The organism is Polyangiaceae bacterium (assembly GCA_016715885.1).
Taxonomy (GTDB): Bacteria; Myxococcota_A; Polyangia; order Polyangiales; family Polyangiaceae; genus Polyangium.
In genome coordinates this window covers 870,556-888,593 of the sequence record JADJXL010000020.1, presented here as the reverse complement: position 1 = coordinate 888,593, position 18,038 = coordinate 870,556, and the positions used below count along the sequence as shown (strand labels likewise).

The 18,038-nt window shown below is 60.9% G+C and carries 8 protein-coding genes; 4 read left to right on the top strand and 4 right to left on the bottom strand.

The window, feature by feature from the left end:
• Positions 1-12: 12 nt before the first annotated feature.
• Both IPM54_28955 and IPM54_28950 read right to left on the bottom strand, forming a co-directional pair.
• The gene (locus tag IPM54_28955; protein ID MBK9263820.1) at positions 13-5,121 is read right to left on the bottom strand and encodes a metallophosphoesterase; all 5,109 of its coding nucleotides are present in this window, start codon (positions 5,119-5,121) and stop codon (positions 13-15) included.
• A gap of 333 nt (positions 5,122-5,454) precedes the next feature.
• Positions 5,455-6,897 (bottom strand): serine/threonine protein kinase, encoded by a 1,443-nt coding sequence (locus IPM54_28950; protein MBK9263819.1) that lies wholly within the window; start codon positions 6,895-6,897, stop codon positions 5,455-5,457.
• A gap of 382 nt (positions 6,898-7,279) precedes the next feature.
• On the opposite strand from IPM54_28950, the gene IPM54_28945 reads away from it, so the two are divergent.
• The 4 genes from IPM54_28945 (at position 7,280) to IPM54_28930 (ending at position 14,840) form a co-directional block, all read left to right on the top strand.
• A complete protein-coding gene (locus IPM54_28945; protein MBK9263818.1) occupies positions 7,280-8,140 on the top strand; it encodes a hypothetical protein in 861 nt (286 codons plus the stop codon).
• A gap of 32 nt (positions 8,141-8,172) precedes the next feature.
• Entirely contained in the window at positions 8,173-12,483 is a 4,311-nt protein-coding gene (locus IPM54_28940; protein MBK9263817.1) for a protein kinase, read from the top strand.
• A gap of 166 nt (positions 12,484-12,649) precedes the next feature.
• Positions 12,650-13,840: a serine/threonine-protein phosphatase gene (locus tag IPM54_28935; GenBank protein ID MBK9263816.1), complete on the top strand. Its 1,191-nt coding sequence runs from the start codon at positions 12,650-12,652 to the stop codon at positions 13,838-13,840.
• A complete protein-coding gene (locus IPM54_28930) occupies positions 13,818-14,840 on the top strand; it encodes a hypothetical protein (GenBank protein ID MBK9263815.1) in 1,023 nt (340 codons plus the stop codon). Before IPM54_28935 ends, IPM54_28930 begins: the two co-directional genes overlap by 23 nt.
• Positions 14,841-14,862: 22 nt before the next feature.
• On the opposite strand, the gene IPM54_28925 is transcribed toward IPM54_28930, so the two are convergent.
• Positions 14,863-16,371 carry an NAD(P)/FAD-dependent oxidoreductase gene (locus IPM54_28925; GenBank protein ID MBK9263814.1) on the bottom strand — a complete coding sequence of 503 codons (1,509 nt, stop codon included), beginning with the start codon at positions 16,369-16,371 and terminating at the stop codon, positions 14,863-14,865.
• A gap of 35 nt (positions 16,372-16,406) precedes the next feature.
• Complete coding sequence (locus tag IPM54_28920; protein ID MBK9263813.1) at positions 16,407-18,035, bottom strand: hypothetical protein; 1,629 nt, start codon at positions 18,033-18,035, stop codon at positions 16,407-16,409.
• Positions 18,036-18,038 lie beyond the last annotated feature (3 nt).

The following is an 18,038-nucleotide window of genomic DNA, read 5'->3' as shown; positions in this document are numbered from 1 at the left end:
CGAACCAGCGAATCATTTTAGTGTCACTTCATAATACGATCGTTTCTCTCCCGGTTTGTCCCCGGGCCAAACGGCAAACGCCTCCCATGCGCCGGTCGGCTTGCGCAAACAACGTGTATCCACACGCATTTGCTGCATGTCCCGCGATATGCTTATCAAGTTGTACAGCCGCGGTACGGATTCGGGCCGGTGCGAGCCTGGTGCTCCGAAACTGCCGGCTCCAACGACGTGCAAATGCCGAAATGGCGATATGTGCCCTTCGATGGCCACTCGCTCTTCGTGGACGTGGCCATGAAAAATCGCGCGCACGTCGGCGCGACGGAACTGCTCCAAAAACGCAACGTCCACGATTTTTTCGTTGCCCGTGACGGGATGATGAAAAACGGCCAGCCGCAATACGTGCGCATCCGTCGGAAGGTCACCTCGCACGCGGGCGTCGCGAATTTGACGATCACCTGCATCGAGCGCCCGAGAAACGGCGCCGGGACAGAGGCCAGCCCTGTCCGAATGGTATTCGTCGACTTGCCAAGACGAATTGAACAGGAAAAACTGAATCCTTTCCGCCGCAAACAATGTCGATATCCCTTGCGCTTCGGGCTCCAGGGGATATTCGGCGAGCAGCAATGGATGGTAGAAGTGATGTGAAAAGTTGCGAAATCGTTCTGGATACTTCGCGTCGTCGCGCACGAGGAAACCATTCGGTTGACGCACGAAACTTCCCGCGCCGAGCTTGCGTTCGTCCACGTGCCGCTTGTTCTTGAAATCGTACACCTGGCATTCCCAATCGAGGTCGTGATTGCCAGGAACGATCAAACACCGCCCAACGGACAAACCCATTTCACGCGCGAGCTGGGACACGAGCGCCTGCGCTTTCTCGAGCTCGTCGGGGGACGCGCGATTCGTGATGTCTCCGGAAACGACCAGAAAGTCCAGTTTTTCGAGGGACAAACCTTCGTGGCGATCACGCAAATCCGTCAAGAGTGGCCGCAAAAGCACTTCGGGATCGGACGATGCCGTGACGTGCAAATCCGATAGATGCAGAATACGAATGGGCGATTGCGGTGCCTTTTCCGATATGCGCGCCGTCGTCATCGTCATCTGCACCTCGTGCACGCTCGCATCTCGGCGCTGTTCACTGGCGCGACGCAGAGCAAAAATGGGCGCATCGAGCGCTCCTTCCGAGGTTTGTCGGGGCACGAGCGGCGTGCGCGTATCGCATTCGGGGCAGCCCACGTCGGAATGACCCGCCACGAGCCGCCGTTCGACGACATCGGGCGAAAAGACATGCCCACATGCGCAGCGAATGGCCATTTTTTCGAAGAATTGAACGCCGCGCTGACGCAGATGATCTTCGAGAAATGCCGCAAAGAGTCTCCGCACGTCGTCGGGCGTATCCATGGAAAACGCAAGCGCCAGCGCCCCACGCGCTCGGCCCGAGGGTTCGGTTTCAATGGACAGCCGGCACAATCCTTCACCGGGTCGACCGAAATCCGCCCGTCCCGCACCGAGCCGGGCGGGTCCGAATCGTCGAGACAATGCAATGGCTGCGACCGCCGATGCGTACACCATCGCGGCCGGACGACTCATTTCATAGCGAATGGCCGGCGAAAGCGCGCGGTCGTTCCCATCGACCACTTTCCCCGATGGAAACAGCGCCGGAAATACCAACAATCCCTCGTGCAAAAACGAAATTCCTTGTTCGATGAGCAACGCCATGACACCATCGAGCACGCCGAGCTCTTGATCCTTGCGCAATCGTTCGCCCGCGGGGATGCGGGGAAAACGCGCTGTCGGGCCGAGCAGAGATGCGATTTCGAGCGCCGGGACGCCGTGAGGGCTCTGACGAGCCAAAAGCACCAGCGATCCCGCATAACGCGCGATCTGCTCGACGTGCAGAACGAGCGCTCGCGTTCCATCCGACAAACGTATCAATGCGACGAGTCCTTGGCGAGCAAGTTGCGAAGCAACGGCGAGGATCGTCGTGCCGTCGACGTCGTCGTCGTTTGCGAGACGCATGTCGGTTTCGATTTCGGCGAGCGGCAAGATCACGCGGCCGCTTTTTCGCGCTCGGTCGATGTATCCGCGAATTCGCTCGAATACCACGGGACGGCTCGTTGGCCCGACGATGGTCCAATCGATGCTGCCCACGATGGTTTGTCGCAATTGCGCCATGCCGTGACCCTGCCGGGCGCTCGTCGATACGTACGTGAGCGCGCCGGTACGCACGCGAAGCCGCTCGATCGCCTCGAGATCCTCGGGCGCGTGCTCGTCGTCGACTTTGGTTCCGACGAGAATACGACGCGGAGGCTCGCAGCGATCGTCATCGTCGAGCAGGTGGTCGTTCCACGAAGCCACTTCCGATTCCGCAGCACTGCCGCGCCCCGGCTCGAATACCAAAACGGCCAATTGCGTGTCCGCCAAAAAGAGCGGATGCACGAGGCGGTATTCGTCCTGGCCTCCGAGGTCCCATACGACGAGCTCGCGACGATGGCTGATTGCGGCGCCCGACCCCGAAGAAACGCGATCGCCCGAAATGGTCCAAAAGCGCATTCCGTGCGTCGAGGGTTGTTCGAGATAACGATCTTCGGCAAGGCGCATGGCGAGGCAGCTTTTTCCCGCGCGCCCCTCGCCAAGCAAAACGACTTTGGCAGTCGTCGTGTGCATGGTTTTTTCGGTCGGAGGCCTGTCGAGCAGCTCGTCGATGTCGAGGTGGATGAGCTCGACGCCGATACCATTGGCGCCCGGCAATACGAGGACATTGGCGCGCGGGGAAAAAATGGGATTGGGCGCTTGAGCTTGGAAGTTGTGAATGCGCAGGACGAGCTCCCACGTATCGGCGCTCCAGAGAATCACCGTGCCATCGCGCGATCGCGACACGAGCAGCCTTCCGTCGAACGAAAATGCGACGTGCAAAACGGCTGCGATGTGGCCTTCGAGACGTGCGACGAGAGCGCCATTTTCGAGGCTCCAAATGGCAATGGTCCCGTCGTTCGATGCCGATGCGACTTGAGCGAAATGGGGGCGGAAAGCAAAATCGAGCACGGGGCCGCGATGATAGGGGCTTGCTTGCGTAAAGCCGCGGTCGGGCAATGCGCCGGCTGGCACCGTCGAGATTGCGACGAATCCTTCGCCGCCACCGCCGGAAACGAGCCAATTGCCATCGGGCGAAAATTCGAGCGCGAAGATTCCATCGGGGCAAAAGCCGTGATCGAGATGCCCGACAGGCGCCAGGTCGTCAGCGTCGAAAAATAGGATTTTGCCGTCGGGTTCACCTGTCGCGATGATTCCCCCGGGCGACCACGCGAGCCCCCCGGAATCTCGGCCTCCGAGCGACGTTTGGCGGAGAAGCGTGCCCGCATTTGCATCGACGACAAAGAGTTTGTCCGGGGAGCGAAGGGCGATGAAGGCACCATCGGGCGAAAAGCAGATATCGAAACAATCTCGTTGATCGAGGCTCGCCGACCATTCGCGCGACTTGGAATCGACGTTCCACGTATTGAGGAAACCGTCGGCGTACATGAAAACGAGGACGTTGCCGGAAGGCGAAAAAACGGCGCGCCTGGCTGGAAATACGCCGGTATGGACCACGCCGGCAAACGACATTCCGGGCGCAAATCGGAGCGTCGCGGGCTCGGACGCTTGCGCTGGAGGTTGCGACATGCCGCCCGAAGGAAGCGTTTTCGCAATGACGGGTTCGTCCGAGGGAGCGGCAGCGCGCTGCGGCGGCGAAGGGGCGGGCGCAGGCGCCGCTGCAGCTCGGGTAGCAGATGCATGAGGTTTGGCATCCCGAACGTCCACTCGGACGCGGAGCGGATGCCGATGAATCGAATGAGGATCGATGGATCCGGTGGGGACCGGCGCCGTCGGTGGATCGTCCGAATCATCCGCACGTTTTCGAGCTTCGGCCTTTTTTTCGGCGGGACTTTCGAATGGATAAAAGCCGCCTGGAGGACCACCAATTGCTTCGTCGGGAATCGAAGGTGGAGGCGGTATCGTTTCAGCGGCTACGGTTTCGAGCAAGCTCAGGTATTGGCTTTTGGGAGTGACTGCGGCGGGAAAATGCCCGACTCCTTCCACGATTTTGCGTGCGTGACCGAGCGGCATCGTGCGCGTCATGGATTCGAATGGGCCGAGGGGCCACGACATATCGGGTCCGAAACAAGGTTCACGCCGCGCGAATGACAAAACGCGAGGCCATATGGATACGAGGACGGCTTCTCCGCTTTCATTGATTTCAATGCGTCCCGCGGCATATCCGCGCTTTGCGTCGCCATCGATGGATCCCGAGAAGGGGTGCCCCACGAAAAGCGCTCCGTGCGCGGCATCGAGTGGCGGCGGTGACCCGCGCAGGCTTCCTGCCAAATGCAATGCAAAGCGTCCTCGAGGCGCAATGGTTTTCGTCAAGCGTTCGCGCGCTGCCGCCGAGAGCGCATTGGGTGGATGATGCGTCAGAAGCAGCGCCGCGTCGTGGTCACCTATGAATTCGTCGAGCGTTCCGGCGGATGTGACCAGTTGTCGTGGGTCGATGTCGAGCGCCCCAAAAGCGTGGTGTCCCGCAAGCTCGAGAAACGCTGTATTGAGTCCAGCGATGGCATAGCGCCTATCGTTTTTTTGCAGCGTGGCAACGAAATCACCGGGAAGCAGGCCCGGATGTACGGTCACGTTGGGTCCGCGCGGGTATCTTTCGCGGAATCTCGCGAGCCAGCGAGAAAACGGAGTGAATGCGGTGGCGACGGTGGCGCGCAGGGGATGCGCGGCATCGGAAAAGAACGCATTTCGGGCATTCGAGTCGGTTTCCCACAATGCGGGGTCCGCGGCTGCGGCTGGAGATGTCCGGACGAGGTCGTGGTTTCCTGGGACGGCGAGCACGGTGGGGCGTTGCCCTAGTTTTTCGATGAAGTCGCAGAACGAGCCGAGTCCTTCGGTGACCATTTCAAACTCGGCTTCGAGGCCGAGGAGGGCCAGGTCGCCCGTGATCACGATGACATCGATGCTACCAGTCTTTTCGATGACTTGGGTGATGTCGCGTTCGAGTTCTTCGCGGAATCGTGGGCGTTGCCACAGGGTGCCGTGGAAGCGGACGTGGAGGTCGGTGAGGTGCAGCCAGCCGAATCCGGACATGTTTGGGAGCTCCGGCGCGGATGTTATCGTGCTCCTCGGGTCTTGGGGTGAATTTTCGTGAATTTTGGCGAAATTTCGGCGGATTTTTGACGCGTCGCGTAGCCGGCCTGTGGCGCGTCATCATATTAGGTTGGCACGACAATCCATTATTATGTTATTGGCATGAAAAACCATTGTAAAGCATAAAATGGTGCGTCGTGTAAATCGAATTGTATCGCGCATTCACGAGCCCGAAGGCGTCGCCTCGACCGGATTCGCGTTGAATTCTTTGTATTGATTTGCGCCCGAGTTGGCGCTCGAGGGGTCAGGAGGTGCGGCGTCAAATGCGGGTCATCAATGCTGTCGGCTGACCAATACGAGCGGGTCGGGTCCCGGTGCAGCTTCGAAATCGTCGAGACCGTCGAGGATTTCCCATGTAGCGCATAATGCCGGCGCCTCTTCTGCTGCCGCCCAATCACCGGTGCGGGACAATTGTCCCCCGGAAATTTCTGCTTCGCCATCCATTCTATCGCGCACCATAATTTCACCAGCATGAATCGAAACGTTCACGTGCACGCGCGGATCGCCATTCGGGCGGTGCACGAGCTCGTCGTGAAAATCCAGTGCAAATCGTAATGCAGCATTTCGTCCGGCCGGCCATGTCGATGGATCGCGCGATAGTAGCCGAATTCCCAGCACCTCGGCACTCGTGCTCGTGCAAAGCAGAAACGAATTGTCGCGAAGCCGTTCTTCGGCCATGGAGAGAACTCGCTCGATTTCGGCGGCTAGATTGTCGGCGTCGTCTTCGGCGTCGGCCCGCAGGCGCAATTCCACATAAAGTCCAATGGCAAATCGAGGCGTTTCAGCGAAGAGCGATCGTCCCGTTCCTGCGGAAATGGCGTGGCGCAAGGCGCGCATGAGCGCATGCACCGACTCGTAACGACGTTCGGGGCGTTTTTCGAGGCATTTCAATACCACCGCATCGAGCTCGCGGGACAATGGCGCTCTTTCGCTCGGGCGCGGCGCGGGTTCTTCCAAGTGTTTTCGCACGAGCTCCCCCGGCCAGGACGATTCGAATGGCAATCGTCCAGTCAGCAAGCGATAAAGAAGGGCGCCGAGTGCATACACGTCCGTGCGAGCGTCCACCGGTGCGCACAAAAGCTGCTCGGGGGCCATGATCGTGAGGGTACCGATTTGACGATTGACGGACGTGAGGCCCGTGCCGGACGACGATGGTTCGACGAGCTTGGCGATTCCGAAATCGAGAAGCTTGACGTCACCGCTCGGGCCGTCCATGACCATCACATTGCTGGCTTTCACGTCGCGGTGCACGATGCCGGCGGCATGGGCAGCGCCGAGGGCTGCGCATATGGGCTCCATGATCGCGAGCGCTTCTTCTGGCGACAAACGTCCTCGAGCGGCGAGCAGCGCATCGAGCGTCACGCCGGGGAGGTAGTCCATTGCAAAAAATGGCGTGCCGTCCTCGAGCGATCCCACTTCGCGAATCTCGACGATGTGCGGATGACGAAGGCGTCGCAAGAGCTCCACTTCGCGTATGAAGCGGCTGATCATCTTTGGCATTGGGGCGAGCGTCGGATGCAGAATTTTGACCGCCACCTGCTCGTTGCTCTCGGCATGGCGAGCAAGATAGACGGACCCGCAGCCGCCGCGGGCGATGCGGCGCTCGACGACGTAGCCACCAATCACGGTGTCTGGAGGCAAGGGTTTGTCCTCGCGTGGCTCATCGAGGTGTTCGTCGCGTCCTCCACTGCCGCTCGATTCCTCCAATCGTTCCATTTCTTGACTACCCCCATCGTGAAAGGCCATGACCCGTCGATACCACTGCGGGATGATCGATGTCGATCCCCACATGTGGGTATGGTCCGAGACTGGCTAAGAAAGCAACCTATTTTTCATCTTCTTCAGAAGCGGATGGAACCCCCAGACTTTCACGGCAAGGCTCTCAAAATCGTTCGGTTTCTTCCTGGTTGTGCGTCGGGGCCGTTCCGAATTGCACGATCGGGTAATCCCCGATGTCACGATGGCTTGGACACGTTCTATCGTCGGTTATGTATCACGAGTGGAAAGTGCAACGCCCGTACTCCAAGAACGACTGATCGTGTGCTTACTCCTGATTTCGCGCTATCGTATCTGCGTAGTTTCGGCCTGGGGGGGCAACATGTTCAAGAAGTCCAAACTCGTTTCGTTTCCGTTCGTGTTGGTTTCGGCCCTGTCTATCGTCGGATGTGGTGGTGGTCATTCAGCGGGATCCGTGTCGGCCGTGCGGGCACCCGATTCCTCATTCCGGGGTACGGCAGACGCTTCCTCGGGCTCCGTTGTTATACCGAACTCACTCGACCCCGCGGCGCTCGTGCCGAACGACCTCGGGCTGTACCCATTGTCGATCGTCGGCATGTCGCCCAAGACGGCGGAAACGCTCACTGGACCCGACGGCTCGCAGCTCCGCAAATTCTTGTACTACGCCGTCGGTTGCGCGCTTGGCAAAGCGGACCAATTCGAATTTACCTGGATTGACGCACACGGCGTCGAGCGCAATGAAAAATACAAAGGAATTGGTGGATTTGCGCCGAACTGGCGCGAAGCGGCGCTGAGTGTACGCGAGCAGCAAATGGTGAGTGCTTGTTTGGCAGCACGGACGAATTGGTATGCCGAGCACGTGAATGTCTCTTTGCGCGGAAGCTCCGCGCAGTCGTTGACAAATAGCGGTCAAGGCACTGTTTACAAGGTTCGAGAAGGCGCCTACTGGGGCAACCTATTCGGCCCGAACCCCTATTTGCGCGCTTGCTACGTTCCTGAAAATGTGGTGTACTCCCGATCTCAGCTCCGCGATTGCGCAGCAGGGCATCTCGAAGATGACGGTACAGTGTCCGGGTGCGGGATGATCGAAATTGTCGGCCCATGCAACCAAGCCTGCAGCCCTTCGTCTGCGGCCGGCATCTACCCCGCCTGCTTGACCGGCGACAACTTTTCGCCCAATGGACAATCCACGTACGTCATGGCGACCTATCTCCACGACTAACATGAACTTGACGATGCCTGGAATCTTGCTCGATGTCTGAAGACCGTTTGGGACGGAAAGTGTCGCGCTGTTCGCAATGCGGGCAGCGAATCGATTCGGAGGGGTGTCCCACGCACAAGCTGCCATTGGATGAATCGACCGGATTTCCGGCGGCACCCGAGCCCGATGGTCATGTTCTTCCGCAGTTTTCAGGCTACCGAACCGATCGCGTCCTCGGATGTGGTGGTTTTGGAACGGTGTACGCGGCGTCGAGCATCGGAAAGGTGCAGCGGCGCGTTGCCATCAAGGTGGCTCACGCGACGAGCTTAGACGCACAGCGGCGGCTCGTTCGCGAGCAGCGGACCCTGGAGGTCATTGGGCCGCCCCATGTTCCAGCCGTCATCGAATTTGGCGAATCGGCGCAGTCGGCGCCGTACATCGTGATGGAGCTCGTCGAAGGCACGCCTCTCGCCGAGCTCCTCGGGGCGCGTAAACCGCGGCTTTCCGTGGCGAACGTGTGCCGAATTGCTGCGGTCCTGCTCGAATCTCTCGGGGCCGTGCACGCCAAGGGTTACGTTCACGGTGACATGAAGCCGGAAAACGTACTGCTTTCGGACAACTTTGCCCACGCGACGGTGCTCGACTTGGGACTCGCTCGGCGACAGTCCGCAAGCTCGATTCGAGACTACGGTTCGACCCCGCCAACCACGATGGCTGGCACGTTGGAATACATGTCTCCGGAGCAATGCGAAGGGCGAAGCGGCATCGATGTTCGAGCCGACATCTATGCCGTCGGCGTGATGCTATATGAGATGCTCACGGGGCACGTGCCGTTTTGGGGGCCTGCCGCTGCAGTGCGGGAAGGGCATCTGAGTCGTCGGCCGGCGCGTATGTCGACCAGTGCCGACGCGAGCTACGGGGCGAGCGCGTCGAGCGTCGATGGTGGGGCGAAAAGTCCGACTTTCCCGATCCCGGTAGAGCTCGAAGAAGTCGTGTTGCGGTGCCTCGAAAAGGACCCGCCGGCTCGCTTTGCGACCGCGGACGCTCTTCGTGCGGCGATCGGCACGGCGATTGCCGCGTCGGCTGCGAAGGAACCTCGCGACGTCGTGACGGCGGCACGCGGCGATGCGGAGCGTGCAGCGATTGTCGAGCCGCCTGCGGAATCACGGGACCCATCGCCGGATCTCGCGCTTGGCGCTGCGAAACCGGGCGTTTCGGCTGCGAGCGAACGTCGCACGGTGAGCCTTTTGCACTTCACCTCGCCGCTCGATCCGATTGCGCTGCGTTCGCGCATCGAGGCGATTGGGGGCTACGTGATGCGTGCTGCTGGAGGGCGCAACGTCGTGAATGTCGTCGCCTTTGGGCATGATGGCGCAGAAAACCCAGCGCGGCTTTCGTTGCGGGCAGCGCAAGACTTGGTTGAACGGGGCATTTGCGAGCGTGTGTGGGTCGATTTGGCGACGGTGTCGGTCGCCACGCGCCAAGACGGGTCCAAGCGTTTGCTCAGCCCGCAACTTGTGCGTGGGGATCGTGCGCCGCTGCCTGCAGGAAATGCGCCGATCGTTCTTTCGCCGGCGGCACGGGCGGTTCTCAGCGAAGCGGACTTGCGCATCGTGTCGGAACCGCACGGCGCGCCGGTCGTTGCCGAACAGGATTTTCCCATGACGGAAGACCCGACGACGCGGCTCGGGTATGCCGGTCCGCCGCTCGTTGGGCGCGATGACGTGCTCGAAACGCTCGCTGCGAGCGCGTTTCGTGCCACGCGTGAACAGACGCCCTCGATCATGGCCGTGTTCGGGGAAGCGGGCCATGGCAAGAGCCACCTGCGCAGGTTGCTCGTCGAACGCCTTCGTTCGCTGGTGCCTGCTGTCGTCGTGCTCGATTTGCGTGCGCGCGAGCCGCTCGTGGGTGGTGGTGACTGTGTTCGAGATTTGCTGATCGGAGCGCTCGGGCTGCCGACGATGGTGCCACTCGATCAGCGTCGTGCGACGTTGCGTGATCGCCTGGGAGCTTCGAGCAGTCCGGAAGCGGAAGCGGCGCTGGCATTGGCGCTTGGATGGATCGAGCCGCGCGCCGAAGACACGACGGAGTTTCCAGGGCTCAGGGCTCTCGAGGCCGCTCCGTTCGCGCTCCGAGCGACGCTAACCGTTGCTGGTGGTGAAGCGCTTCGGCGCCGTGCCGAGCGCACGCCGCTTTGCGTGGTTCTCGATGATGCGCAATACGCCGACGACGCGACCCTATCGATCCTCGAATACGCAACGCTTGCCGAGGCGCGAGCGCCGGTGTTCGTGTGCACGATGGCGCGGCCGGCTTTTCGGGAAATGCGGCCTTCGTGGGGTGATCGCGCTGCACATTGCGGGGTCGTAGAGCTCGACCCGCTCGATGCTGCGAGCGCCGCGGCGCTGTGTCGAGCGCTGCTTCATCCTGCCGAAAACGTTCCGGAATCGGCCGTGCGCCGGCTGGTCGAACGCACGCAAGGCATTCCGCTCCTGATGGTCGAGCTCGTGCGCGGATTAAAGAAGGCGAACATCGTGCGCAGCCGTTACGAAGGCGCGCGAGGGTTTTACCTCGCAACCGACGAAATCGATCGAGTGCCGGATCTTCCGCTCATCGAATGGCTCGCTCACCGTGAAATCGACGCGTTGTCCCCCGCAGAACGAGCGCACGCGAGGCTCGTTGCAACCGTGGGTGTAGACGTGACCACCGAAGAGGTGTCCGGCATTTTGCGTGGGATTCTGCGTAGGTTGGACAATTCGGGTGATGCCGGCGAATTTCCTCTCGATGCGCGCATTGGCATCGATCGGCTGCTTGCGGCGGGCGTTTTGCGAAAGCAGCGGCATGGTCGCGTGGGTTTCCGCCACGGGTTGGTGCGCGAAGCGATCGTGCGCGGTGTTCCCGAACAACTGCGGCGCAAGATTCATCTCGCGGCCGTCGAATATTATCGCGATGTGCGCAACACCATGGACGGCGCTTTCGAAGAACTGCGCCTCCCGCAGCTCGCATATCACGCCGCACGTGCGGGCCACTTCGACGTCGCCGAGAATGCGTACTTTCGGCTCGCAGAAGCCGCTCGAGCTCGTCACGCGTACGTCGATGCCGAACGGTTTTACACGCTTGCAGTCGAACAGTCCGACGCGCGGTTGGCGCTCGCGTCACAACGCGACGAACCGGGTTCGGCGCCGCCCGGCTCCGCGATGGCCTCGCGTGATGACGAACAGGCCGGGGCGGGAGTCGTTCACCGTGGTCATCGACGCAGCGCGTACCGCGGTCGCGCGCTCATGCGGTATCGCGTCGGTCGTCATCACGACGCGCTGCTCGATTTCGCCGAGGCGCGCAAGCAAACGGATTCGGACGATTTCGTCGAACATGCGGAGATTTTGCTGGATGAAGCCACGGCGCTCGATTGGATGGGCGACCATGTGCGTTCCCGCGACAAAGTCCTCGCCGCCAAGGCACTTGCAGAAGGACGATCGACGCCGGCGCTCTCGGCTCGTTTGCATTTGGCGATCGGGCGTTCGAGCTGTCGGTTCTCGAACATCGACGAAGCCGTCGTGGCGCTCGAGCGCGCTGCGGCCGAGGCCGCAGCATTGGGCGAGGAGGGGTATGAGACGCAGGTGATCGCGCTGCTTCTGCTTGGCTGGCTCGAACAGGGACTCGCCAACTTATCCAACGCCGAACGGGTGCTCGACCGAGCCGTGTCGCTATGCGAGTCGCACGGCGATGCGCTTCATCTGGGAAGCTCCATCAACAGCCGTGCAGTTCTTCGTGCCTTTCAAGGCGACACCATGGGCATGACGGCCGACTTCGAGCGTGTCATCGCGCTCGGGCGCGAGCTTGGTCAGTACTTCCTCGAGTTTTCTGGACACAACAACCTCGGCGAATTCCTTTTTTGGATGGATCGTATCGATGACGCAGCGCCACACGTTGCGCGTGCGCGCAGCATCAACGAGCGCTGGGCTGCGGGTGGCTTTCGCCCCGAGACGATTCTCCTCGAAGCGCGCATTGCGCTTTATCGAGGCGACATCGACCATGCGCGGGCGCTCGTTCAGCGCGTACGCGGTGAAGGGGCCGCGCAGCTCACGGCTCCCTCGGACGACGTCTTGTGCTCGATGGTGGAGCTTGCAACGTGCGATGCCGACGATGCTGCGTGGGATGCGCTCGAGGCGAGGAGCGCGCGGTATTCGGTGGGGCAGGAGCGCATCGAAGTGATCGAAGCGCGAGGCATGGCGGAAGCTCGACGCGGCAGGACGGTCGCGGCTCGGCGCCACTTCGAGCGAGCCGCTGCGCTTGCGGGCCAGATTCCCAATGTCCTTCGAGAGCGCATTCTCCGTCGCCTCGCCACTCTGACGAACGACGAGACGTGATGCGTCATGGATGCATCGGTTCGACGAGTGAACCCGTCGACGCGGCGTCGGTGCCGTAGCCAAGACGAATGGCTTGCTGGTTTTTTCTCACGGGTCGTGGCGCGGTCGTAGTACAAGCCATGCAGGAACGGGCTCGACGTCGACCGTTCGGCCGGGGATTTCGTACATGGATACGATCGTCATTGCCGTCATCGTTGGAGTCGTTCTCGTCGTCGTTGGATTCATTCTCCTGCGCGGCAAGGGCGGCTCGAAGCCCGCTGTCGACGACGCGACCTCGGATGCAAGCGACGCGAATGCGTCGGGTGCTTCGAGCAAACCCGCATCGAGCGGAGCAGCCAAGAAGGCACGTGCGGACTTGAGCGGCTTGCCGAGCCTTCGCACCGCGGAAGAAGCTGCCGAAGAAGAAAACGACATCACGACGATCACGCTCAGCCCCGCTGCGGACAAAAACAAGCCGCTGCCAAGCCTGGGCAAGATCGGAAGCGACGATGACGACGACGATGACAACGTCGTCGCATCGACCATCGCCGCCACGCCGATCGTCGTCGACGAGAACGCGGCCGACGACGAGCCTACGCGCACGAGCCCGTACTTCCTCGTGAGTGCGGCGGGACAAACCGATCGCGGCAAGCGACGCAAGTTCAACGAAGACAGCTTCCTCGTGCTCGACGAACAGGGGCTCTACATCGTCGCCGATGGCATGGGTGGTTATGCCGGCGGCGAGGTTGCCAGCGCGCTCACGGTCGAGCTCATCGAGCAAGCGTTTACGACGCAGAAGTTCGATGGGCCCACCTACAACAACGTTCCGCGTCGAGGTGCCGAAGTCGCTCGGTCCATTCAAACGGCGAACAAGGCGATCTACGAGAAAGCGCAAACCGATCCGCTCTTGAAGGGCATGGGCACGACGGTCATCGCAGCGCGTTTCATGCTCAACAAGCAGCGCCTGTACCTCGGCCATGTCGGCGACAGCCGCTGCTATCGTTTGCGCGACGGCAAGCTCGAACAGATCACCACCGACCACACGATGGCCGCGCTCGGCTTCAAAGGAGCCGCTTTCGCGCATCGCTTGCATCGTGCAGTCGGCACGACGCCCGGCGTCGAAATCGACCTCATCATGGGCCGCCCGCGCCCGAACGACGTGTACCTGCTCTGCACCGATGGCTTGTCGAAAATGGTGAACGACGAAGAGCTCCAGCAGCTCCTCGTGGACATGAAGGATCCTCAAGCCACCATCGACTCGATGATCAAGCTCGCCAACGACAAGGGCGGGCATGACAACATCACCGCAGTTCTCGTCTGCGTCCGCGCCGCGACCGAGTACATTCGATCGCTCAGTGAAAAGAAGGCCGCGAACTGACCTTCAGAGCTTGTGCGCACGGGGCGCCGCGTTCCTCGTCGCAACGGCTGCTGTCGCGCTCGCAGGTTTTTCCTTCTCGAACCCACCCGCATCCGCGCCACCTTACGCCGCGCACTTGCCGCGTTTCGGCACACCTCGCGTCGTCGCATCGCCGTCCGCAGCTCCGCCCAAACCCACATTGATCCGTGCCGACGCGAAGCTCGATCGCGCAGGCTACACGCTGGTCGGTGCTGGAGCCTTGTTTGTCCCAGCATCGTTTCATTCCGAGGACGGCGTCTTCGACTTGCTCGTGTTTTTTCATGGCAACGCCGAGCTCGTTGCCCAGAGTGTCGCCGCCGCGAAGCTCAATGCCCTCGTGCTCGTCGTCAACATCGGCATCGGTTCCGCGGCCTATGATTCGCATTATGTGACAGCAGCCGTCTTCCAACACGAGCTTGCCCGCGTCGCTCTCGCCGCGAAGTCTCGCGGGCTCGTCAACCCGCGTTTGGGACGCTTGGCGCTCGGTGCTTGGAGCGCAGGATATGGAGCGCTGCTGCGCATCTTGGCCAGCGACGACGTTTACGATCGGGCTTCCGCCGTTCTTTTGGCCGATGCTTTGCACTCGAACTTTTCCGACGAACATACGCGCACGGTCGACATGCAGCGCATCGCGCCGATCGTTCGATTTGCTCGGGACGCTGCGGCCGGAGGCAAACTGTTTGTCATGACGCACTCGGAGGTGAACGAGTTTCGTTATGCGACGACGACCGAGACATCCAACGCGCTCGTGGCTGCCGTAGGTGCGTACCGAACACGCACGACCGACTGGCCGGAACGTCCGTCGTTTCCGCTTGCACGATCAGTGATGAGCGCCGAAAGGTGGCTCGAGCAGCGCAGCGAAGCTCACAAGGGTCACTTTCACGTGCGCGGCTACCGAGGCTACCGGGAGGACGACCACATCGCTCACTTGGCACAGTCGTCGTCCACGGTGCTCGCCGACTTGGTGACGTATTGGAAGTAAGGCTTGGCTCCCAGGCCCGCTCTCAAGAAGCATCTTCAATCACCGCATGCGCTGCGTTGTACCCGCATGCGCCGTGCACGCCTGCCCCCGGGTGCGTGTACGACGAACCCAAGTACAAGCCACGAATCGGCGTTCGATAGCGAAAATACGGGAATACCGGCCGAAAGAAGAGCTGGTGTTGGATCTGCGCCGAGCCTCCTCCCAAGTCACCACCCACCAGGTTTTCATCCATCGCTTCGAGGTCCGGAGGCGTCACGATGAAGCGCCCGAGCACGCGTTGCTTGAAGCCTGGCGCAAGCCGTTCGATGCGATCGTCGACGCGATCGGCAAACTTTTCCGCGCACGCTTTCCAACCTCCATCGATGCGCGACGGCACGCGCGAATACGCCCAGAGCGTGTGCTTTCCTGCGGGTGCGCGAGACGGATCCGCAATCGATTGTTGGCCGATGACCAAGTACGGATCGTCCGGCAGTTCGCCCCGACGAACCTGCGCCGTGAACCTCGCAAGGTCATCGACGCTGTCGCCCGTGTGCACGACAGCGGCCTTCGACGCTTCTTCAGCGAGCCAAGGCACGGGGCCATCGAGCGCCCAGTCCATTTTGAATGTTCCGAATCCGTAAGAAAATCGGCGCATCGCGTCGACGATGGGAGCGGGCACGACGGCCCTGTCGAGCAGCTTCAGGTAGAGCGCGGGCGCCGATGTATCTGCGACGATGGCGCGTTGCGCTGCGATCTCTTGGCCATCCTCCGTGATGACGGCGCTCGCGCGCCCCTCGCGCACGATCACGCGGCGAACGCGTGCACCAAGCGTCACGTGGCCACCGCGCGACTCGAGGCGCGCAAGCAGCGCTCTCGTGATGGATGCGGCGCCTCCCTCCGGAACGGCAAACCCTCCGCTCGAAGCGAGCATCGTGAGCATGAAGCCAACGATGGCTCCACACGGATCGTCCGGACCAACGTCCGTGTGCAAAGCGAGAGCAGGCATGATGCGTTGCGCCGCGTCCGTCTTGAAGTGCCGTGCGGAGAATGACCTTCCCGAGGAAGCTGCGACGGCTGCGAGGCGCAGGAGGTTTGGTATGCCAAACCGGAGCATGGGTTTTACCGCGGGCAGCGTGGACAGCAGTGCACCGAGCAGCTCGTCGCGCGTGCGCGCATGCCACGTCGCCCATTTTTCCCAGGCCGCGCCGTCAACTCCGAGGCAGCGTTTGGACGCTTCGAGGTCCCGGCCTATGGCAGAGCACGTGCCATCGATCGAGGGATGCGCGCTGTCAAAGGGCGCGTGTTTCCAGACCAGCCCGTGCGCCTGCAGGTCGAGTGCCCGCAAAGCGGGGCTGGTTTGTCCAAACGGAAAAAATGCGGCCCCGACGTCGTGCAAGAATCCTGGGTTTGTCAGGGGTTCTGTCCAAACCGCGCCACCGGGCCGGCGATTGGTTTCCAAAACCAGCACGGAAAAACCGGCATCGGCGAGCACATTGGCCGCGACGAGCCCATTGGGACCGGCACCGATGACGATGGCGTCGGGGGAAAACATGCGCCGCGGTGTAGCACGGCAGCACCGTGCACGTGTCAATTTCGCAATTGGCTGGCAACGTCTTTGCGCACGTAGACTTCGAGGAAGTACGTATTCATCGTATCGGTAGGAATACCCGCTCCACGTGCGACGGGTTGCCAGCTTCCGTCGTCCGCTTTCCGCAGTCGCTCATACGATGGATATCGCGCGACGAATGTGTATTGATCCTTCATGCGCGGATCATCGAGAATGGCAGCCGTCGAATGAGTCGACGAATACGCAGCGAATCTGCGCGGGCCCTGCACGGGTCCGGGGACACGCGACACGAAGACGAATGCGGTCGGATTTCGCCCAAAAATATCGTCCACATTCAATTGCCGATCCAATAAATTTCCTGGCTTTCTTGCTATTTCGCGATCCGTCAATCCCGTCATGTCGATCATGTGCAAATCCGAAAGATACCCAATTTCGCCAATGTCACGGGCGACGACGACGGCATCTTTCGGGAGCGATTCGGCCAGCCAGTGTCCGAGCGCCGTATTCGAGTCCGCGTTGACGCGGTGCCGCAATTGTTCGAATGGGCGCAGTTTATCGTATGAATAGTTGTACCCGAAAAAACCTGCGACGAGTGCCAGGGCAAGGGTGCCCATTTCAATGGTTCGTTGAGCTTTGGCCTTTTTGTCGCATTCGGAAAGTGCAGCAGCACCCAGCGTCGCGGCGACGTACAAGAGCGGCAGGTAGGGGACGAAGTAGCGAAACCCAATCATGAAGTCCGCGCCACTCACGGCCACGTTGAAGAATCCATACAATGCCCCGGCGAGGACGATACGAGCCCGCACGTCACGCCATTTGATGAACGCAAAAATCACGACGAAGAGGGTCGTGAGACCAATGGGATCCAGCCCTTTGGCGAGGAAATCCCAAAGGTAGCTCGTGCGCGTGGGCATTCCCTGCGGAAGCTCGACGCCAAACTTGGCAAAATACGTATTCGGCACGATCTCGCCGTAATAAGCAAGACGAAAGAGCACGTGGCTCGCAACGATTCCGGCAAAGGGCAGTCCGAGCCGTTGGAGATAATCCTTGGCCGACTTTCCTTCGCGCCGTTGACTCCATGCGACGATACCGAAGGTGAAGAGAAATAAACCAATGGCTTCGGGCCGCGTGAGAGCCGCGAGCGCGTAGACGACGGAAGATCCACGGTAGCGTCGATCATCTTGTTCGAGCACGAGCAAAAACGTGGCAATGGTCAAGAGTGACGCGAAAAATATGGTTTCGAGGCCGGTCATCGTGTTGATTGCGAAGGGAAAGCTCCCCGCAAGCATCGCCGGCGCGGCGAGCGGCAAAAGGCGTGACTTTGGGGATAGATGACGCACGAGGAGAAACGTGACGACGATCGACCCGTAGCCCGCAAAACTCGAAACGGCACGAGCGAATGCAATGGGATTGAGTTGTTCCGATATCGCGAGAGGCACGGACATCAGCAATGTCCACAAGAAATTCGTATACCCCTCGACTCGTTCGCCCACGTTCCACACGAGGCCCTTGCCTTGGGCCAGGTGGCGCGCATATCGAAATGAAATGTAGGCATCGTCTTGAATACGCGCATCGAGCAGCCGAAAATGCGCGACGTAACACAGGACCAGCGCAACGAGCGCAGCGACTTGTAGTCGGAATCGACGATTCACCGA

Excerpts from the sequence above, each read along its gene's own strand:
- IPM54_28955 (MBK9263820.1), bottom strand. The coding sequence starts at position 5,121 with ATGTCCGGATTCGGCTGGCTGCACCTCACCGACCTCCACGTCCGCTTC.
- IPM54_28950 (MBK9263819.1), bottom strand. The coding sequence starts at position 6,897 with ATGGAACGATTGGAGGAATCGAGCGGCAGTGGAGGACGCGACGAACAC.
- IPM54_28945 (MBK9263818.1), top strand. The coding sequence starts at position 7,280 with ATGTTCAAGAAGTCCAAACTCGTTTCGTTTCCGTTCGTGTTGGTTTCG.
- IPM54_28940 (MBK9263817.1), top strand. The coding sequence starts at position 8,173 with ATGTCTGAAGACCGTTTGGGACGGAAAGTGTCGCGCTGTTCGCAATGC.
- IPM54_28935 (MBK9263816.1), top strand. The coding sequence starts at position 12,650 with ATGGATACGATCGTCATTGCCGTCATCGTTGGAGTCGTTCTCGTCGTC.
- IPM54_28925 (MBK9263814.1), bottom strand. The coding sequence starts at position 16,371 with ATGTTTTCCCCCGACGCCATCGTCATCGGTGCCGGTCCCAATGGGCTC.